Below are 22,578 nucleotides of genomic sequence, written 5' to 3'. Positions count from 1 at the left end.
TAAGCTATGTTTATTGACTGGCGAAAGAAAATCTGGATAAAGGCAGTCGCGCTTCTGGTGGTGGCTGTTTTTCTGCCTGAGCAGGTTTCCTGGGCTGTTGAATATAACCCTGCCGTGCTCTGGAGCCACCTTAGGGGAGTTGCTTTGCCTTCGCCGGTCTCATCCATTCAGGGGCAGCCGTCCGCCGAGATCAATCCGGAATACATAGTCCGCGAAAATATAATCCATTCGCTCGGCCCATTCCTTTATAAGCCCTTATATAACATACAACTCGCGCCGAACCTTATCCTTGATGTCCACAATCCGCGCCGCAAAGACAAGCCGCTGCTTTTGACCGCGGCCGATGTGAGGAATATATCGCAGTGGCTGAGGGCTTCTGATAGCAAGCCCATAACCTGCGCCGCGGACGTGCTTTATGAATTGATCAAAGATAATCCGGGGCGCCAAAGCAGGGAGGAGATCGCCATACTGCTTGGCCTTGTTGATATATTGAGCGGTCCCGCCGCTGATCATCAGGGCAGGGTGAGAAATTCACTGTTCGCCTTGTATAAAGTCGCCCGGGAACTCGGCCTTGATATGCTGCCGCTTAAGATGGCAGAAGGCCGGGAATTAGAGGCGGTCAGCAAGCCCTTTATCGCCCACCTTGAGCCGCAGCACTTCGTCCTCGTTACCTATATGAATAATAATAATATTTATTTCATAGATAGAGGTAAGGAGGAGTTCCTGCCGAAGGAGAAATTTCTGGAGCGCTTCAGCGGTTATTATCTGGGCAAAGATGGAATAGGCGTGATAAGCGATACAGAGGCCAAGGGCGTTTTGGGCGGGTTGGAACTGGAACAGGAGGACCTGCCTTATCTTGAGACCGACTTCTGGGACGCGGCCTTGTCATTTGGCCTGACAGTAGGACTTTGCTTCCTGCCGGTCCCCGAGGGTTCAATGTTAGGCAAGCTTGGCATCGGCGGAGGAATAGAGGGGCTGGGTATGGCGTTGGGCGTTGCCGAGTTTGGCAAGGCAATGACCGGCATCGGCGTCTACTACCTGGATATGAGCCCTGCCACCGCGCAGATATTCGGTATGGCAACGAGTATGGGCGCTGCCTACGGATTACAGGCGGCCTTTGACCCGGGCAGTATCCAGAATATGGTCGGGGTGGATGGGGCAGAGGCGAGGATACAGAATCAGATAAGAAGTGACTCGGCTTTCAGGGCGTTTGATTATCAGACAGGCGGCGCCTTCGGCGCTGAGATGCTCAACAACAGCATGGGTTGGCTGGGCAGGGCGGCGATGAGCCACGAGATCCTTACCGGCGTAGGCCTGGGCCTGGTCCAGGGCGGCCTCCAGGGTACGATACAGACATACTTAGGCGATGCCTTAGTTGACGCGGGCCTTCCTCCTTTGGCAGCGCAGGCGCTCGGCGGCCTGGGCGGCATAGCAGGCGGCACCGCGATAACCAACGGCCTGATCAATTCCTTGGGCGGCATGGCCAACTATACTGATATCGGCACTTACCAGGATATGAAGAGCGCCGAACAATTCGGGACCGTTTATAACAACAACCGCATCGGCAATAATACTTATTCTTTCAGCGTTGGCGCTTCCGACCCCGGCTTTATGAGCGGCTTTACGCATGTATTTTCCAGCAATACATTCAAGAACTATATGGTCACGCAGGCGGTCTCGGGCCTGGCGCAGTGGGGCGCGGCAGAATTAGGGGTCCCTGAAATTTATCAGAGCGTCCTTGGTTCTTCAGTAGGCAGCATTGCCGGAAATTACGCCTATCGCCTGCCGGCAGCAGGCGGCTTGCAGTGGGTTAAGACCCAGGATGGGTCATACTCCCTGACCAATTCAATTATCAACGGTGTTATAAACGCCGGTATGTCCGTGGGTTTAACCATGTTGGGTGAGATGGTATTCGGCGAAGAGACAATGAAGAAGTACCCCACGGCTGTGGGCCTGTTTAACTGGACGCTGGCTTCGGGTATTAATGCCGCTTACATCGCTTCTTCCGCGGGATACTCGGATATAACCGGCGGTGTTGATAGAGAATTAGCAAGGCGGGCTGCCGGTATGTATATACCTGATGAGGTCTTTGATGCCATTGCTCCGGCAGATAAGAAGACAGGCACGGGCAGGTGGACACAGAATTTCAGCGACGCCTTTATTGATAACATAGGCACCTTCAGAAATGACTTGTTTTCCTTTGGCGGCTCTCTGCCATTTAATACTACTTTTGAAGGCGCTGTATTCGGCGCTAAACTTTGGGACCTCACAGGCATAAGCAGTATTACCTCTTACGCCGATCTTTACAAAGGAATGGGCCTGAACTGGAGGGACCAGCAGTTGATGCCAAACGCCTTCAGCGGCTGGGCAAAATATACCGGCACGACCTTGAGTTCATCGGCTTCCGGCATACTTACACAGACATTGCACGCGGGCCTGTCCCAGACAGGCATCTTGCCTGAAAAGATAATATACCACCGTTTTGATACGGATAAAGGCGGTTCTTTCCTTTTGGATATGTCCCGGCAGAAGGCCTGGGACATAGATCAGCAGAAATGGGCCTGGTCTGACGCGGGGAACGTAAGGCGCGTTGTGGGTAACAGTATCTGGGGCCCAAGCAGCGGTTCCGTGCTTTTCAACCCGGACGGCTCGTTCAAAGAGGTCATAGCCGGCGCGATAAAAATGCACAAGGGCGGCATAACCGAGCACCGCGGCTTCCAGTATGAGGATAAATCAATAATAATCCCCGAAAACATATCTTCCAAGATAGATCAAAAACTGGTCAGGCCGGACAGCAGCTGGGTGTTTTCATTCGGCGGCAACGGCGGCGTATTATTTGACAAGAACGGGAAACTCCTGGATGGAGATCCCAACCGGGACAGCGATATCAAGCGGTCTTTCTTCAGCAAGATGTTTGATACTATAATTCCCGGAGAAAGCAAAGACATCCTGCCCGCGGGCCGCGCCCAGTATAGCTGGAAGGCATTAGATGGAAAGAAGAATGCCATACCCGGGTTGATCAAGACAGGTGAGATATTAGGGGTTGAAACATGGAATGAGAGAGGCCAGGCCGCCAGCGATTTTGTCCTCAGTAACGGCATCGGCGCGCACGTAAGCGATCTGAACATTCTTCCTCAGAACTTCGTTGCCGCGGACACGGCTGATAAGAATACCCTGCAAGCCGCGGCGCTTGACAGTAATTGGAAAGGAGACATCGTAAAACTTGACCCGGCATATTCCGACCCCTTTGAGCACCAGGCAGCGGTGAGGGATCTTCAGCGCCACATTGCAAGCTATGGCGCCGCTAATAAGCCCAACGTGCCTGCCGACTATGAAACGATAGCTAAGTCCGATAAGATCAATATGATCCCCAACAGCAAGGGCGACTTTGCTATATTTGAAGGCAACGGAAGAGACAACAGGATGCGCGTTAACGCCGTGATCGGGCCGACCACTCCCTTCGGCGGCATCAATGTATCAGAGGGGCTCAGACATGAGATGATACTTGGCAAGCAGATCGTGCATCAGCATAGTTATGAGAATGGCAGGGATCTGGGAGGATACGTGATCAATCCCGAGGGCGAAAGAGTGCTCACCCAGGGTATCATCGGCATCGTTGATAACATAACCGGTAAGAACAACTTACTGGTCGGTCAGAATATACATAGAGAGCTGCCGGGGCAGAATTTTACCATCGCCTACAATAAGGCGGCAGACCGCATAGTGTACGGCGGTTTTGAAAGCAGCTATTTCCGCCAGGGTGAGGTTAAACAGGGAAAGAATATTTTCAAGGATATATATCTTAAAGAGAAGCATGACCTGGCCACAGGCACGCGCCCCTTTGAATTAAACGGCGAACTTAAAATGCTGGACATGCGCCTTAAGGATTCCAGCGAGCCGCCTTATTTGGAATTAACCCTGGATATGACAGGAGAGGTGCCTGTGCCTGCCGTTGATATTCCCCAATCCTTTATAAAAGACGGTATAATCGCCAAGCTGCCTCCCGAATTGGTCTCCATATCGGCCTTGCCGGATAAACAGTATGAGGCCGCCGGCTATCTGGCAAAGATTGATAACAAGTGGGCGCAAAGAAAGGAGAGGGCGGTCAACAAGAACCAGACAGCCACTACTGAAATTCCCGCGGAATTAAGTAAGGTTGTGCGCAACGCCGCTGTTGAAGATTACAAGGCCGACAATACGGAATTCACCCCGGCTGCCGGAGCGAGCATACTGGTCCAGGTGCCTCATGACCCGCGCTACGGCTGGAACGTTGACTGGAGCGGCACGCTTCACAGGAACAACATAGATCTTAGTTTTAGGAACGCCCCTAAAGAAGGCATACCTTTCGGTTCCCTCAGGATCCAGCCCGAAGATAATTTCAAGGCGCTTTACCATGCCACAGGCGAGATAGCCGTTGCCGGCAACGCCGTAGCTTCCCTTGACATTGAGCGCATAAACAAATGGAACGGAGATACCACCTTTACCAAGAGGCTTGTGGGCGGTTCAGGAAAGAACCTCTTAGAGGACAGATTTGCCATGAACGCGTTGTCCTTTAAGATAAATGACGGCAAGGTGGCAGAGTTTGCCAGCGCGGACATCAAGGCCGATTTTACGACACAGTTTGACAATAACGGCAACGCGCAGGATATTGAACTTAAGAAATTAGAGCCGTTCAAGACAACAACGGACAATTTGATGCTGGCGCGGCCGGTAGAGGCAGGTAAGGCAATAAACAATGCCAATGAACTTAAGTCGGTTATCGCCCAGAGTTACTTCGTTGAAGGCGCTGACAGAAGGCAGATTGAGTTTAACGATGAAGACAATTTAGCCGTTAACGGCGTTCCAAAGGTCCAGACAGATGCCCAGCCGTATTTTACCGACCTTAAGGGAGAGAAAAACTTAGGCAGCGCGGAGAACATACTTTATTTTGATGGCAACAGCCATCGTTTCCAGAAAGACGGTTATGTGCTGTTCAATCCGATATCCCTGATGAGTTCGACATCAGCTCCCGGTTTCGATTACTCGACTACTTTCCGCGACAATACCAGGGTTAACTTCAAGGAAGGGGCTACATTGAACGCCTGGGGATATAAATTCCAGTCCCGCGTAGATAACAAGCAGGATTACGTGAAGACCCACAAGGGCGCGATAACCTTTATTGATCCTATGATCGCCACCCCCGAGGCGCCGGTTTCAACATCATTGGATTATCAGGTAAAGGATACCGACGGAAAGCTAAAGACGCGTAACATGGAATTTTCGGGTGCCTACTGGGAGGCGGCATACGATATTAACGGCAAGGCGACAATAGACCCTGCTTCGGTAAAGGGCACGGTCAGTATTGACGGAGGCAACCCGCATAAGTTAGGCGTCAGCGACGACGGCTCGCTCTTAAAGATCACGCTTGGGCCTGAAGACGGCTCAAGGGATGTCATTCTCGGCCTGGAAGACCGCGGCATAATAAAGAGTGTCCTGGGAGATAAGCAGGAAGGCAAGATCGGCAATATCGCGGTATTTAAGGAAGGGGATGCCCTGAAATGGAAGGTAACAGAGGGTGAAAGTAACCTGTATTTTGACATCAAGTCAGGCATCCAGACATTATTCGGAACAAACCTGCCCGAGGCGTTCAATAAGGGCGGCGCCGCGGTCGGAGCCTATTTTGACCGTCTGGCCAAAGGGGCTAAAGGCGCCGATATATCCTTTATCCTGCCCGGGAAGTTCTCTACTCCCGCGTTGAGCGAGTGGAATGTTAAAGAGGATAACAAAGGTATTATCATCACTGGGACGCTCTCAGCCACCGGCGAGGAGTTCAAGAAAGAGATACCTCTCTCAGATATCCCCGCTTTGCCTTCCGACATTTCTTCATTAGAGGCCTCGGCAGGAAATACCGACGCCGATATAGTCAAGGCGTTGTGGCGCAGCAAAGACGGCGCGAATAATATAATCGGCGCGGTTATGATGGATGATCGCTCTGCTCAGCCCGCTGCCTCTCTGCATGAGCAGCAAGGGGCCGCGCTTATACAGGCGATGTATCAGAGCGCTTATGAAGGCGGCAGCCGCCTGGACATGGCGCTTTTAGGTTCGGGATTGACTTCTTTCGCTAACTTGAAGAAATACGGCGATTTTAAGGAAGGCGTGCGCGAGGTCATAGAAAATTTCGCGCGTGCAGGCATCAATGTAGTTGATTCAGCCAAACAGGGCATTACAGGCGCGGTGGAATTTTCCGGCACCACACTTTCGGCCTTGGGCGTCAGTTTCAACGCTTATGTAACAGCGCATCCTTTGAACTTTGTCAATGCCTCCGGCGTATCAGGCACGATCACCCGTCCTGCCGGATTTGACGCATCTGCCATGACCTGGCAGGTCAATATGCCTTCGTCGCCGGCTCAGTATTATTTTACCCAGACCGGCAATCTCAGCACATATACGGGCTTGATTGACGGAGCGCGGGTGTATGCCAATCAGGCGGTCAACAGCGCTGAAGAGGCGAAGCAGTTGGTCAAGGAAGCTAATTTAAGCCACTATGAGCGGGAGATCACAAAGGGCTTTCGCATGCTTGAGAGCGGCGCAGAAGGCTTGGCGCAGTCGTTAGGCATTAAAGACAGCATTTATGCCGTTGGGTTCGCCCCCGAGAAAGGGAGAGAATCATTCCTGGCCGCGACGCCGTATATGGGCGGACAGGAGGTGCCGGTCCCTGTAACCATAACCACTTCTGTTGGTTCGAAGTCGCTTAAGCCGGCAGAGGGCCTGATGCAGGTCGGCTTCTCAGGCAGCCAGCCCTATGCCGTGGCATATGTCAACGGAGAAACCGCGATCAGCAGCAAGGCCGACGTGAAGCTGGGCGGCCTGACAGGCCTTATAGGCGCCTCTGAATTCAGCGCCCGTCAGAGGGACGACGCGCCGGGATTGGACCTTATTGAGGGTAAGACCACATTTGCGGGGGCAGGACAGGCAGGCGATTTAGCCGAATTGACCAGGGATGTGGATATCCGCCTCGTGGTGGCGCCCGGGTCCGTGGTCCATTCGCCCGCGTTTGACGCTGCTGCCGCTACACCGGCAGGTAATTTAGCCGGTTACACTCTGCCCGGCAACCTGAAAGATGCGAATACGCAGACGATCGCGCAGATAGACGCGTCAGGCAACGCGATAGAAGATAAGCGTGATATGTTATTGGGTAACGCCGTGAGCTTCGTTAACGCGGATTATTCTGTCACGCCGTTTATGCCGCACGATAGCAAAAATCCCATATCTTATTTCGGCTACAGCACGCACAAAGACGCGGGTGTTGAGCGGCTGGATACATCCTTTAATGTCCTGAGAGCAAGGGAGCCCTTTACGCTGCGTATGACGGATGTTACTACGTTAGAATTTGACCTGAGGAAGCGGGGGCAGGATGAATTAGCGCAGGACCCCGGGCTTTCCGCGTATTTCGTATCCAATGACCTGCTTCAGGCGGATTCAATGAAGCTTGTTGATGGCGCCGGTGTTGAGCGCGACGTTATGCACAGCAATGATAAATTAGCGGTCCAATTTGAGGAAAGCGATTGCCTGGAAGCCACGATAGAGGCAAAGGCAGCGTCCGCGTCCGGGCTGGGAGGCGACATAGGCGCATCAGCCCTGCCGCAGGATATGCTCCCCATATCCACGCGCCTGTCGGATTCGGACTTAAGCCTTATGTCCGATGAGGGCGTTATAAGGTTTGTCAGCCGCAAACTTGATATTATAGCCGGGCCGGCAAACAAGGCGTATTTCCTGCTCAGCGAGACGCCGGGAACGCTGGTCAGCTCTAACAACCTGACCTTTAGCGGCGGCATAGGCCTTGTTGAAGAGGATTTTGAAACAGCCATAAGAATAAACGGCATAGATTATTGGAATCTCAAGGGGAACAGGGTATTATCCAACGGCCTGCTTAGCCCTTCCACCAGGCCCGATATGTATTCCACAGTAGCATATAAACAGCAGGCCGCGGCGATAAATACGGGGCTGACAGGAAGCAATATCAATGAACGGCTGATCAGCGCGATAGTGCCTGAAGAGGGCTCTCACGGCTGGGGCACGGTGGCATCTGCAAAAGCAGGAGGGGACTGGCAGTATGGAAAGCAGGTAGTGGACGGCAGGGCTACCAGGTATCAGCGCGCCTACGATGCGGCCGGCAATCCTCTGGAAGATATTCAGAAGGCAGAGGGGAGGGTTGCGCTTGGGCCCAAGGAGCTTTCTTATACAGATAACGATAACGCCAATAACGGCAAGCTCTATCTTCAGCCGCAGGTTGTGCCGGAAGATTCATCCGGAGGCAGCGAGCTGCCGGAGCTTGCAGACAGGCTTTATTCCTTAAGGAGGTTCAGGGACACCATTTATGAGGTGACGAAAGGCAGCCCTGAATTGGGCATTGAATACGACCCGAAACTGGCATTTACAGATACAACCGGCAACTATTCGCTGGGGCAGATAGATTTTTCTCCGGCTTTTCGCAACGCGCGGGTCAGTTTAGAGGGTTTTGACAGTCAGCATCCGTTTATGCCTGCTATCCAGCAGGGATCGGACGGGGTATATAACGGCTTTAACTACCTTGGCGGCTCCAACAGCGTTACCTTCGATAAATATGGCAACGCCACTGATTACAAGATACAGGGTTATAAGGCCTTTGACGGCCAACAGGTGAGTGTTGTCTTAAAAGACCCGGTTGACGGCATAGAGGGCAAGACAAAGGTCGCCCGGCTTGAGTGGGAAAAAGGCGATCAAGGCAGGCCGTTCTTCAGGAAGGCAGAAGGGTTGGACAGATACCTTGACGCAGAGGGTTGGCACGATGTTGCCGCCTCAATCGGTTCGGTTAAACCTGGCGACGGGATCAAAGAAGGAGACTTAACCTTTGTTTCAAGAAACATCGACGATAAGATGACCCGTCTACCTGTTGTCGGTTCTGTTGTGCCCGGCGTTGAGCAGGGGCTTAAGGACCAACTTGAGCAGGCAGGCAAGGCCACGCCTACCACCACAAGTGCCGACGTTGAGAAGGCAGCTGCCGGCGATTACCTCGTTACTGCCATAGGTAACAAGGCGATAGGCCAGCGCGTAAAAATAGACAGTTTAAGCACCCTGTTCTCCGGCTCAATGTCCTTAGACCAGCGCAATATGAGGTACGCCAGTATCAGCGGGCCGCTGGATGATTTCCTTACTTTAATAACTGTTGAGGATAACAGCAAGATTCATAATGTGGGTAGTATTGCTATGTCCGAGGGTACGCTTGCCGACGGCACTATGCAGGAGGCGTATTTTGATGAAAATGGCAGTTTCTTCTCCGGCACAGGCAGGTTTGAGGAGTTTTCTCCCAAAGGAAGGATCGTCGGCCATAGCTATACCACGAATGGGCTGCCTACCTTCGGCGGATACAAAGTCAAAGGATTGCCCTTTACCTTTGAGTTCTCCGGCAGCGGCCCCGACGCGCAGCAATACGTTTCTGTCGACGAAGGCGTAGAATTATACGATAATAACTTTTACTGGGCTGCACAGAAAGACGGCAAGATCGAGACAGGCCAAACCACGTTCGATTCCTACAAGAGGATAGAGCAGCAGATAGGTGAAGCAAAGATAGGCAGCATCCTCTTGGAGAAAATGGGCGATATGGCTTACGTCCCGCCGGTCCTGACCAGCTTCTCCGACCTTAAGAAGTTCTACGATAATGTAGAGGCATCCGCTAAAAGCACTGCCAAAGGCCCGGCGACGGAATTAGAAGAGTTAAACAAGATAGCCGAGGACAGCGGCATACCCGGCGAGGTCAGGTCAGCGCCTGATAAGCAGGACGGCCAGAAGATACTGGAGCAATTGGCTGTTGCCTATGCCGAACGCTTCAAGGATAATCATAAGCTCAGCCCGTTGAAAGACGGCATGGTGAGCGGGCAGTCGCTGTTGTCCACATTGATTACGCCATTCAGCGCGCAGTTATCGCAGAATACCAGCAAGCTCACGCTGGGCAATTCCCATTACATAAAGATCGTTGATGAGAACGGCAAACACATCGCCAACAAGACAGGCGAAGAGCTGTATTTTGACGCGGAGGGCGGCTATGCCGGATTCAGGCCTGACGCGGAAAGCTCGATCACGGCAATACCTGGAGAAGTTTACAACATAAACGATATCTCGTATGATCCAGACGGCGGTCTTATTGCCGCCGGCACTCCCGCGCCGAAACTCACGCATACATTTAATATAGGTATTGACGGAAGGGTTTATCTTGACGTTGACCTTGATAATTCTCTGGTCTCACCGGAGCGCAGGATATATGACGGTAAAAATATCAGCGAACAGAAATTCTTAAGGACGGCGGCCGTAGCCGCGGTTGAGCGGTTGAATAAGAACGGCGAGCCGGTAAGACACCAGGGTAAGCTTGAATTAGTTGATTCCGACCTTTCCAGGTTTACGCCTCCGGAGCAGCTGGTGCAGTCAGACCAGCAGAAGGCGTTTGAAGAGGGTAAACAGAGAATAGAAGAGTCCCGCAATCAGTTGATCGAGAATTTCAGGAATCTTTCCGATCAGGAGAAAGAGGAGATACTGAAGAATCCTGACAAGAAAAAGGCGCTGGCCCAGAACGCGATGAACCTGCTTAGCTTGAATTCCGGTAATTCAGCCGGGGCAGTGAGCATGGATGAGGCGGTCTTCAGCGGGATGTGGGAAAGCCACCCTCAACTTATGAATAAAATAATGTTTGGCAGCGACGAGGAATTCAATGCCAACAAGGATGCCGCCTTCGCGGCGTATAGCGACACATACCATATGGTCTATGGCATGGGGCTTCCTGTTTCGGACGCCGACCGCAGGAACATCCATTATCTGTATCCCCAGAGCGGGCCTGACGGCATGGTTGCTTCAGGCCAGAGGATCGTCCTGGATTTCTCCACGGAGTTCAACGCGCGCGCTTATCAGGATACCACCGGCCTGATTATGAAGAACACCACCGGAGCCGATGCCGCGCTTATACGGCTTGTTGACCCTCAGGGCAAACAGGCAGGGAACGCAGTAGTGGCTGAAGACAAGACCGTGTATTTCAAAGACGGAAGGATCGATCTATATTCCGGGCGGTTATCGCTGGAAAAGCAGGGTACGGAAGGCCTGCTTGTGTCTGAGGACTACATTGATGAGCAGGGTAACTATCACAACGTAGCGCAGCGCGTAGACGCGATCGCCAAAGAGTTTGTCATGGGCAGGGACGGGCGGTTGTATAACGGCGTGGTGAAGGACAGCGTGAAACTCTCCGGCTCAAGCACTTATAGCGATATGAGCGACGCGGGCACGGTGGATGTGCCGTTTGCCCTGGATTTCAAGGATATACCCGGATACGGGCCTGATTCAGAGGTGGGTATGTTGAGGTTGAAGCCGCAGGGCCTGGCTCCTTTCCTGCCGCCCGCGCAGATGGCAAATGACAGGCTGACCCTTGCCGTTGTGCAGGACATATTCCAGAACATCGCTGAATCAGACAGGGAGGCAAGGAGCAAGTTTGAAGCAGAGCACAAGGATCTGTCCGTGGAGGAAATGGATGAAGCATACCTTGAACATGTAAAGAACCAGAAGACAGAGCTTGCCAAGCTCGTCAATGATGTGGCGGATGCCAGGGCGGGTATTGCCGATAAGCCGGCTGAATTGAGGCAGGCCTTTGACGCGGAATATGATGCCCTTCATAAGGCCAAGACCAATTTCCACGAGGTGGAGATGGTAAGGGACACCGCCAACGGCATGCTTATGGGTAAAGACCAGTGGTTGAATGTCAACCTCAGCGGCCTGCTGAACGGCTCCATATCCCAGGATACGCAGGGGCTCAAGCTGTTGAATAACGCCGGAGATAACACTGTATACGCGAAGGCCGTCAGTCCTTTAGGGCTTCCTACCGCAGACCTCTTGGCTGCCAACGGCTCAAACATATATTTTAACGAGAACGGGCAATTGTCCTATTTCACCGGTATACATCATCTGAAGAGCACGGATGATCTGGGCCAGCTCATCCTGCACGTATTCAAGGCAAAGGACGGCACGGTGAACGTGGGCGGATACAGGGCAGAGGAGCTGGCGCTTACATATAATATAGGTAAAGGCAAGGATGCCGAGGGCGCGGACACAATAGACGCCTATCTTGATGTTATAAAGGATGGGTCAAAACTCTACACCAACGCCGAAGGTAAGGTAGAGGTTACAGGCATGACAAGAGTAGGCCTTCCTTCAAAAGCAGTGGTTGATGCATGGGAGGTCAAGGACAGGATCGGCGTTGACGGAAATGCCATATCCGGAGTCGGGTCCATAAGTTTGGACGGAACCATATCGGAATTGAGCAGCCCCTTCACAGCCAGATTTACCAATCTGGATGAAAGCCCCTTAAAAGCGGAATTTGTCCTGCCTGAAAGGGTCATAGGCAAGGTCCTGGATGTCCTGCTTCCTTTGATCGCCAATGAGCCGGCCATACAGAGGATAGGCGCGGCGGAATCAAAGCCGGTCTATGACAAGATAGACGAGTTGAAGGCCAGAGGAGAACTTAATGTTGAGAACCTCAGGGCTGAAGTGGATAATGACAGCAAACTGGTAAGCTTCATCTTCACCGAGATGAAATATAACGACAAGCTCAAGCAGGAGATGCTCGGCCCCTGCGTTAACTTTAACGCCGAGGGCGCGGCGATAGCCGTTAAATTGGGCATACCTTTGCGCCTGGCATACGGCGATATGGACAAGGACGGCAAGTGGGACCACGCGTTCATAGTAAACACCGACACCCTTGAGATATCTGACCTGACCTATCTCGTGGAATATTCCAAGGATGCCGTGTTAAAGTTCGGGCCGGATAAATCCCAGGAGATAACTTGGGGCAAATACAAGGAATTGGCGGCAGGCGATAAGGATAAGCTTAAGAGCATCGTAGGCGAGGCATTTGCCCCGCAGGCGATCGTTGATGAACAGTTAACGCAGTATTATCTTAAGGTAGGCAGGTACGCGGACGCGCAGACGCGCGCGGACAACGCCTACGATACCGGCAGGAATGTAATAGGCCTGGCTGATAATTTCTACAATCTGGCTTTATACAATTACAATAACGGCAAAAATGACGTCGCTCTGCAGAACATAAATAAGGCAGAGGAGTTATTCAAGTTATACGGAGACGCCGACGGCGTTGCCCTCGCGGCGCAATTAAAGGCGGCCTTGGCTCCGTCCGGGACGGCCCTGCCCACTGCCATAGCAGCGCTCAGCAAGGCGCTCGTCAATTCCATACCGCTTGATCCTTACCTTGCCGCGCTCAATCAGGCGGTCCCCGCGGGCACCTCCCTTGAGTCCGGCGAGAACGGGATGGGCCTGGTAACCTTTGTCAATAATGAAAAGTATTTTGTCTCAAGGGAATTGGGCGCGCCCGGCAGCGGCATATTATTGGTCGTGGATGATAAGGCCACAGAAGGCAAGCCCGCTATCGTACTGAAGAATGGCGCGGAAGAGGCGCGTGTTACAGACAATTACGGGAACATAATCGTAGACAGTTTGGGAAGGGGCTGGGACCTGATCAGCGGCCAGCAGGTATCCGCGCAGGCCATCGCCTCTGCCCGCACCGCGCAAAGTGAATGGGAGGCCCGAAACGGCATCTTCCCGGTAAAAGGGGAATACACGGCACAGGACCAGGCCAGGGCCATAGAGATCGGGAATGCCCAGCTCAAGGGTGACCTGAAATACGCCGAACAGAAAAAAGAAAAATTGGATAAGGTCCTTCCCGGAGTGCAGCAGGGATTTATGGAGTTATTGGCTTATATCAATACGGGCAAGAAGGATGCCGCTTCGCAGAAACAAAAGGAATTGATCAACAGTATTCCCGAAGATATGAAAGACCTGCGTAACCTTGCAAGCAATATTCCCGAAGACGCCTATGGCTTGCAGCTTTCTATAGGCGATATCCTTTCCAATATGTCGCTTAACGCGCAGAAGGACATCGCGAGAGCGCAGGAAGCGATCGCTGACCATTCACTTGTTGAACCGGGCAGTCATGTCAATATTGCTTTGGACAAGAAGGGTCTGGATGTCTTGTGGCAGATCGCCCCGGGCAGCGCGCAGGTCAATCCCCTCACCGGCCGGGCGCAGGGTGTGCTGTATTTTGACGAAGGCGGCAGGCCAAGGGGGGCTTTAGGCAGGGCCTGGAGGCCGGTAGCGGATACGGGCAGCGCGGCAATCGGGGCCCTTGAAGAGAATCACCTGCTTATGCTGACAAGCGCCGGGCCTTACATATACAGCGACGCAGAGATAGGAAGGATGATCAGGACCGCGGACGGCAAAGGCATTGATACAAAAGGCCTGCCGGATGAAAACTGGAGATTCTGGGAACTGCGCAAATCCGACGGCACATCAGTGAAGTTATACACCCTTGGCGGTTCTCAGGAAATAGTGGCTGCGATAAACACGGTAGGCAGCGCCTTGAACTCCGGCCTGACGTATGGGCAGAGCGGCATAGAGTATGGCATCGGCGGGATCGTATGGGCCTATGATAAGACGTTAGGCAGGTTGCATGGTTCTGATGCCGCGCCTTACTGGTTCAATAATGCCTACTACGTCGGCGCCTACGGGAAAGATGCCTGGACAAAAGGATACAGCCCGATGAATTCCGCATTGCAATCTGAAAATCCCTGGGTGAGGGGTATCGGATACTGGGGCAAGGCAGGACAGACATTTCTTGAAGTATATTACGGCAGCCAGTTGCTTAAGCTGGGTGTCGGCGCGAGGGGATTGATGATCCCTTCAGCCGCTGCCGTCACAGATGTGGCGGCTAACTGGGCATCTATGCAATATCAGGGCAGGCCTTTATCATTCGGAGAGGATAGTTTGCTGGCGGCGACATTCCTGCTCCCGGGCGCCGGCAGCAAGATGGGCACTTCTTTGGGCGCTAAATTCCTGGGTTGGGGGGCTGCGGGAGCGGAGATAACGGGCAGAGCCGGCTTCTTATACAGGGCAAGCACGGCAACAGGTAATCTGATAAAGAGCGCGACCAGCGCTCCGGGAGTTCCTTTCTGGACGAGCGCCTTCCTTGGCTACGGGCATTATAACAGCGCGCAATACCTGGGCCGGCCGATGACAATAGGCGAAAGCGTGGGCACTGTCGCGGAGACGTATCTATATCAGGGATTAGGCGTATCTGCTGTCAGGGGCCTGGCTGGCGGCACATGGAAGATATTGAAAGGCGCGGGTAGTTATGCTGGCAGCTGGGCAAAGGCAGGCATTAAGTGGGTGAATGCGAGCGCCGTAGGAAGGATGTCTGCCGGCGTAATGAACTGGGCCGGCCTCCATTCGCGGCCGTTGCTTAACATCGCGGCCGTTCCGGTTATCGGCTACGCGGAAAAGGGCGTATTCGGAAACGACTGGAGCATAGACAGCTTGTCTGACATAGCCAAGATAGGGGCCTACGGCGTAGCCACCGTCGGCATAGCCAACGGCCTGTGGTATGGCCGCGGCATACCCGGGATGATAGGGGACTTCGCCAGAAAATATAATGTTTCCGGCAAGCTTGCCAAGGGGCTGCTCTGGAGCAGCGCGGTAGCAACAGGTAATCTTGTTGCCGGCTATACAGTGAATGGTATATGGAATCACGGGCAGGATGGCGCCTGGGCCCTGCCGGATAGCATCTCGGATATAGCAGACCTGTCTGTTAAGGGGCTGCCGATTACCTTGACGGTTTTGGCGACGTATCTGTTAAGAAAGCCCATAATGAAATTTGCTTCTGGTTTTGCCGGCGGCATGCGCGGAGAGAACGTGCAGGAAGCAGCCAACGCCATTACAAAGCCGTTGTTAAAGGCCGCTTATAAAGCCGGTTTCAAGACCGGAGACAGCGCTTTAAGGACGGCCACGGCAGTCAAGGCCCAGCACAATATTACAAAAGGTATCAATACTCCCGAAATCCGGCAGATACTTGATAAGAACGGCATTATAATCAAGGGTATTTCAAAGATAGGCGTGGTGAGCGGCAGCGCCGCGGCTCATCCGAAGTTGTCGCTTAATCTTTTGGCAGTCCCTGTTGTCGGTTACGCGGAAAAGGGCCTGTATGATAAGGACTGGAGCATGGACAGCTGGTCTGACGCCGGCAAGACCTTCGCTTATGGCGGCGCGACTGTAGTGGCAGCCAACCTGCTGTATGCCGGACGCAATATTCCAGGTAAGATGTTCGGGTTCTTAAGCCAATACCCTGTTTTAGTCAAAACCGGTAAAGGCCTGCTCTGGACCACAGGCGCGGCCGCGGGCACCCTCGCCAGCGGATACGGAGTAAACGGAATATGGAATCGCGGCCAGGATGATGCCTGGCAGCTGCCGAACAGCAGTTCTGATCTTATAGATCTGTCGCTTAAAGGGCTTATGGTCACTCTGCCGGCTTTGGGAGGGTATCGCTGGAGAACGGCCATAATGAAATTGGCGCCGAAGCTCTACGCGAATGTCGCCGGTTTTGTCACCAAGCACCCGCAGGCAACGCTTAACACCTTAGCCGTTCCTGTCGTTGGCTATATTGAAAATGGCGTATTCGGAAATGACTGGAGTATAGACAGTTTATCTGACATAGGAAAGATAGGGGCCTACGGCGCAGCCACCGTCGGCATAGCCAACGGCCTGTGGTATGGCCGCGGCATACCCGCGAAGCTTACAGGTTTTGTCACGAAGCATCCGCAGATAACGCTTAACGCCTTGGCAGCCCCTGTTATCGGCTACGCGGAGAAAGGCCTCTATGAAAAGGATTGGAGTTTAGACAGCTGGTCTGAAGCCGGAAGGTCGCTTGGCTACGGCGCCGCGACCGTCATCGCGCTCAACACTCCTCGGCTGGCAATGGACCTTGTAAGCAAGTATAGCGCAGAGGCCAAGGCGCTATTCAAGATCGCGGAGATAGTTACATTTAATGCGGCCGCGGGATACATTCTTAACGGCATAGAGAACCGCGGCAAAGAAGATGCCTGGAAGCTGCCGAACAGTTTATCAGGCCAATTAGCCCTGCATCTTAAGGGCCTGCAGGTCACTCTTCCGCTGGCAGGAGTGTCATGGGCAGGCGGCAAGGCGCTGAATTTTCTTATCCCCGCCATAAAAAATAATCCGCAGATAGTCCACAACCTGTTACTGCGGGTATATAAGGGATTAGATTACGGCCGCGGTCTTGCCGTAAAGGCAAAAGACCTTGCCGTTTATTATCCAAAGGCATTAGGCAGGGGTTTTGATGAAATGACCGGCTTGACTAAAAACACACTTGGTTTTCTTGCCGGCTCAACCGTGATCGCCAAGGATGAGATGTATCGTCCTCTGGTGAATTCCCTGGGCTGGGGAGCGCAGATAAGCGGCATTATGCTGGACCCGGGCAGGACGTTGATCGCCTCGGCAGGCAGGATGGGTTTTGGCGAGAATCTTGAGGGCAGGGTAGACGCGGTTAAACTGAAAGAGCGCAAGGCGTTTGACCAGGCGATGAATGAAAAATTCGGGTATTACGCCTTCATCCCCGGCTATGTCGCGGGAGCGCTTGATCTTGCATTACAGGCGGCAAGCCACAGCTACACCATTTACGCGTTTTCCAATCCTTTAGAGACCCTGAAGCAGGCATTAACCCTTTCTACGATAATGCCTCAGATCGCCGCCGGCATAGGCGAAGAGATAAAGGCCAATCCCGCGAACATGGGTCGTCTGGCAGGCAGCTTCACCTTGGGCGTTCTTGGCTTCAGGTATGCCGGCAGGCAGATAACCAAAGCAACTAACGCGCCGGAAAGATTGCTGGCTGAGAGAAATGTCTTCATTGAATATACTCCTCTGGGAATGACTTACAGTAGACCGCTGTTCAGCGGTAAGACGAAGACCGATTGGCTGATGAGGATGGCAGACGGCAGCAACATGTTATTCAGTGAGTTATCCGCCGCGCAGCAGTGGGGTTACATTGCCGCCGGCGTCTACAATCAGGCGGCCAACCTTACGCGCCTGAATACGGCCTTGAGCATCGGCATCCCTGCCTGGCCTATGCAGGGAGAGGACTGGAGCCAGAAGTGGGGCGCGATCAAAAACCAGTCGGCCTACGTTGCCTACGGCCTGGATAAGGTGGCCTCTGCCAGCATCGGCGCTGCCGCGATCTGGAATTTTGCCGGGGCAGGATACTTTAAGGCGGCCAATTCCAATCTTGCGCGCGCCATAGCGCAGAGCAATATTGTCCAGGCCGCGGCAGAGCGCACAGTGCTTACGCCGGCGGCGATGATGGCAACCGGTTTAGCGTTGTATCATAGCGGCGAACAGGGAGATTCGGTCTTCGCCAATTATGTTGCCAACGCCGGCCTGATGATCGGCGGCCTGGGCGGAATGCTTTTAGCCAGGAATATCCGCTTCAGCCCCGTCGTTTCCAATCCCAAGTCAGGTTTGAGCAGGGTCTTCGGCGAGAGCTTTATCAGGACAGAAAGGGCCTGGGATACATCCAAGGGTATAAGTTATCCTCTTACCTATGGTTTGTTGGGCGCGGCTGCCGGGCTGGGTTACGGTTTTTATAATAATGATATTACAGAGCCGCTGGATCTGGCTGCTTATGCCGCAGCAGGCGCCATAGCCGGAATGTTAGCCAGGCATACTCCCAGGATCGCTTCTTTTGCCATAGATACCGTATCAGTCGCGGCCCTGGTCTACGGAGCCAAAAAAGCGGTGTTTGACCCCGCGGTGTCGCTTACCGAGAATTGGATCAGCCGCCATCCCGAAAGATTTAACTGGAAAGACGCCTCAACGCCACATCTGTTCAGCGAATATAAAGGTATGCCGGCTGATTTGACCACTGCCCTTATTGAAGGCGCGCTGGTTAAGAGCGTTACAAGATTCGGCGCCCGCGCCTGGGAGACGTACAGGAAGGGCCGTCCGGAAAAGGCGTTCTATACAAATGCCAGAGGCGAGCGGGTACAGTCAGGCGCGATCAGAGAAGGCGTGTCAGGTATGTGGGAGGGCACGCGGCAGAGCCTTAGCAGCTGGTATAGAAGGGGCGTTGAGCATCCGGTGTTCAGCGATCTGGGATTAATAGGAGCGGGCGGCCTGTTGTATGCTATGGGCAGCTTTGACAGCGCCGACCTGAAAGGCCTGGGTATTGAAAACACAACCGCCCTTAAGGTAGTTGACGCCCTGAGCTTAAAGGGCAGGGCTCCGGCAGAGGCGCTGCGCGTAACCGGCGGGATTATTGCCGCGTTGGGGGCGATGAGCCTGCTGGCCCATCCCTTCGGCAGATATGATATTAATAAACCTTCTTTGTCCCAGCGCATAGGCGGAACAGGGCTGGCAGCCACAAAGGGCCTGTTCTATGACGTGACCGCCAGAAGCGCCTGGAATATCCTCAGCGTGATCGCGCCGTTGTATATCGCCATCACAGCCACCGGCGCCGTGGCACAGGAAATTATGATACCCTCCCAATATACCAATTTTGCCAAGGGCCTGCTGTCTCAGACATTAGGCCAGTTCTGGATCACGCAAAGAGACGCTGCTCTGCTTGGCATCAAGGCCACCAAAGAGGTCTACAGCGACATACTGGACAGGTATCCTTCATTTAACAAGCTTACAGACATAGTCAAATTCGCCGCGGAGATGTTCACCAGGTCGTATTCAGTGGGATTATACGGCGAGAAGGACGGCAAGGCAAAGATCGGTTCTTTTGCTGAATTATTGGAGAATGCTTCTCTAAAAGATCAGTGGGAGAACCTGGAAAAGTCCAACGTATCATTCGCCGTCGCCCTGAATCTGCTGTTCCCTCTGGCGCGCCATTCCTTCCCCAATATCAAGTTCGCCAATATGGGGGCGAAATACCAGGCGCTGGCAGAGGGCCTGGAGGTGTTTGAAACGCCGTTTAAGAAGGTCTTTGAGCAGTCAAACAAGTCATCCTTGAGCTTTATGGAGAGGACGCGGCTTTTGGGAGCGAGGTTAGGCACCCTGGTTGTCAACGGCACCCTGCAGGAGAGCTTGCATGAGCCGGCAATAGATATCGTGCTGCTTAATTTCCTGCCTTTGCCCGCGCAGTACGTCCAGTTATTAGAGGAGATCCTTACCCCTGAAGGGGGCATCGGCAATACTTACAAGAGCGCCTGGGCGCTGAAGAGGAGCTTGTCGCGGCAGAACAGCAGGGTAATAGGCGTGAGCTTCAGCGGCTCTATGGATTCTCAGAAGACGGCAGCAGAGGATTGCCTGACCGGCGGTAATTGGGATAGTTGGAAGAACGACCGTTACGCCCTCCAGGCAATCGCCGATGAGGGGCTGCCCGCGGGCACCGAGATCATTGTGGATGAGAACGGCTATATCCGCACTTTTGAAGTAGGCAGCGAGAATAAATGGCGGGAGTTCTTTGGCGCGCAGGCGGAAATGGTGCCGCTGGAGGCAGAGTATCAGGCAGCGGCGCCTGAAGACAGGCACGCGAAACTCGCCGAGATACAGGCGCGCGCCTCTACGGAAACCAACCCCATAAGGGCGGAGGCAGCCAATCTGTTTGTCGCCGCGAAACTTAAAGGCGAAGACGGAGCGGCAAGGATGATAGCAGGGGCGATGACCGGCAGAAAAGTCATCATTATCAGCAATGACGGTTTCAGCGCGTATAATTCAGACGTTGCGGATGAGCACATCCTGCCTTTTAAGGTAAATACGCAGGCGATTGTTGAAGAGTGCCTGGCAGGGGATGAGACATTCAGCAGAAGCGTTATGCAGGAGGTGGGGAATTTAGCGGCCTATACCCTTCCGGGCGGCTCGCTTTATCAGGATGAAGTGACCTGGAGGTCGGCCCTAGCGCGCGCCTTGCGTCCTCAGCTTGAGAACGCAGAGGCAAAGATGCTGCATTCTTACGCGCAATACCTCACCAGCGGCCAGAGCCGCCATTTGCAGAGGATGCAGTGGTTTGAAACAGAGGCAAGGCGCGTTATGGGCGTGCGCGCGCTTGAAGAAGAGCTGGCCGGCGTGAACAGGCAGGATATGGGTCTCTTTAGAAAAGGCCTCTTGCAGTTGAACTGGTACAGCTTATCGCGGCTGGGCCTGGGCAAGGCAGGAGAGCTCAGAGGCATATTAAGGGAACAGTTGCAGAAAGAAGATGGCGAGTTTAAGGACGCTGAGTTCAGCGTGGAATTGAAGCAGCTCGCTAAGGAAAGGGACAAGATCGCTAAGAACTCGGCGATGGACGCCCAGACCAGGAAGGACAAACTAAAGGAGCTTAAGAAGAGGGAAAAGCAGCTCACGAATATCAGGGGGCTGAAGAAGATGGTTGGCCTGGATGAGATCGCCCTGCATCATTACAGCCAGAAGGCGGAGTTTGAACTGCTGGGCAGGAATAAGGGATATATCAGCCGCAGGATGGCATTAGATTTCCTGGCAAGCAATCACGATGCATATAAACAGCAATTTATAGGCACAGGTATGAGCGCGGATGACGCCGAAGTTAAGCTGGCTGAGGTAAAAAGAAACGTGGAGAACAGCGCGGAATACGACACAAAGAGCGTATATAACGCGCTTATCCCGGTTTTGAATCTGAACGTAAATAAAGACGGCCGAAACATTGCCCTGACTTATCTTACGCAGCATTTAGGCGGCGGCGCAACGGCTGCCGGGCAGCTTATGGATACGCAGTCCTATGAGCTTGTGGAATACGGCACGCTCTGGGATGAGGGCCGTATGGTAACCGCGCAGAACCAGCCGAACGAGGCCAGGCCGATAAAGATAGACGCCGGACAAGACCTGTTCTCCAGGCGATACGATGGCGGCAGCGTCTCTATCTCGTTGAATCCCACAGGCATCCACGATGTTATTCACGAACTTGACCACTCCATAGTTAAAAACGTGCTGGGACAGGCCGCTGTCACCAGAATGCCGGGTGATACCGATGTAGATTACGCCAGGAAGCTGCACAAGGCGCGCGTGGATGCCTTGAGGAACAATCCTTACACGCGTCCTTTCCTTAGCGCGTTAGAACAAAGAATGGGCAATCCTGCTGAAGATTGGGACCTTGATTCACTTGACCTGAAAGAGCATAATCCTAACGAAGTCATAACCGAGGCGTTAAGCGCCATTTCCGCGGCCGATTATATTAATATGGCGTCCGAACTTATGACAGGCATAGATGACAGGATCTCGCTTTACTTTATGCGCTTGATGCACAGGGCAAAGCAGGACCCCGGCACCAATGTGTTTGAGACGGTTGCCGGCCTTTCCGCCGACCAGGCAATAGGCATTACCCACAACTATGAATTATCCCGCCTTAAGTTCAAGACACAGGAGCAGCTTGACCTGCAAGGCCGGGCATACGAGGTATCCAACGCGGCAAAGGATAGCGTCGTTGCCGTGTTCGCAGAAGACAATAATATGACCGGGGCGCAATTAAGAGGCGCCTTTGTAAACGAGGTCTACGGGATTTCTTCCAGCAGCGCTGCCGAGGATGCCCCCGCGATAGTCGTGCAGCGGGATACATCGGCATCTTCCGGAAGGAATACCTCGATCATGGGTTACCAGGGCCCGGACAGGTATTTGAGGGCGGGCGATACCTTTAGATTAGACGCGGTTGTTGATGTGGGCGGCGAGCGCGTTGACCAGTCCTATGTCTTCGCGGTGGTCAAGGGCGAAGGCGCT

Annotated in this window: 1 protein-coding gene (only partly in view); it reads left to right on the top strand. The window is 53.4% G+C overall.

The genetic code is table 11. From position 1 onward, the window contains the following. Window positions 1-6: 6 nt before the first annotated feature. Window positions 7-22,578: part of a dTDP-glucose 4,6-dehydratase coding region (gene rfbB, locus PHR44_08080; GenBank protein MDD4910614.1), annotated on the top strand (this coding region is incomplete at its 3' end). 37,943 nt of the annotated region lie beyond the right edge of the window; the window shows 22,572 of its 60,515 annotated nt.

Source organism: Candidatus Omnitrophota bacterium, assembly GCA_028707125.1.
Taxonomy (GTDB): Bacteria; Omnitrophota; Gorgyraeia; order Gygaellales; family JAQTUX01; genus JAQTUX01.
This window is presented reverse-complemented; position numbering and strand designations above follow the sequence as displayed.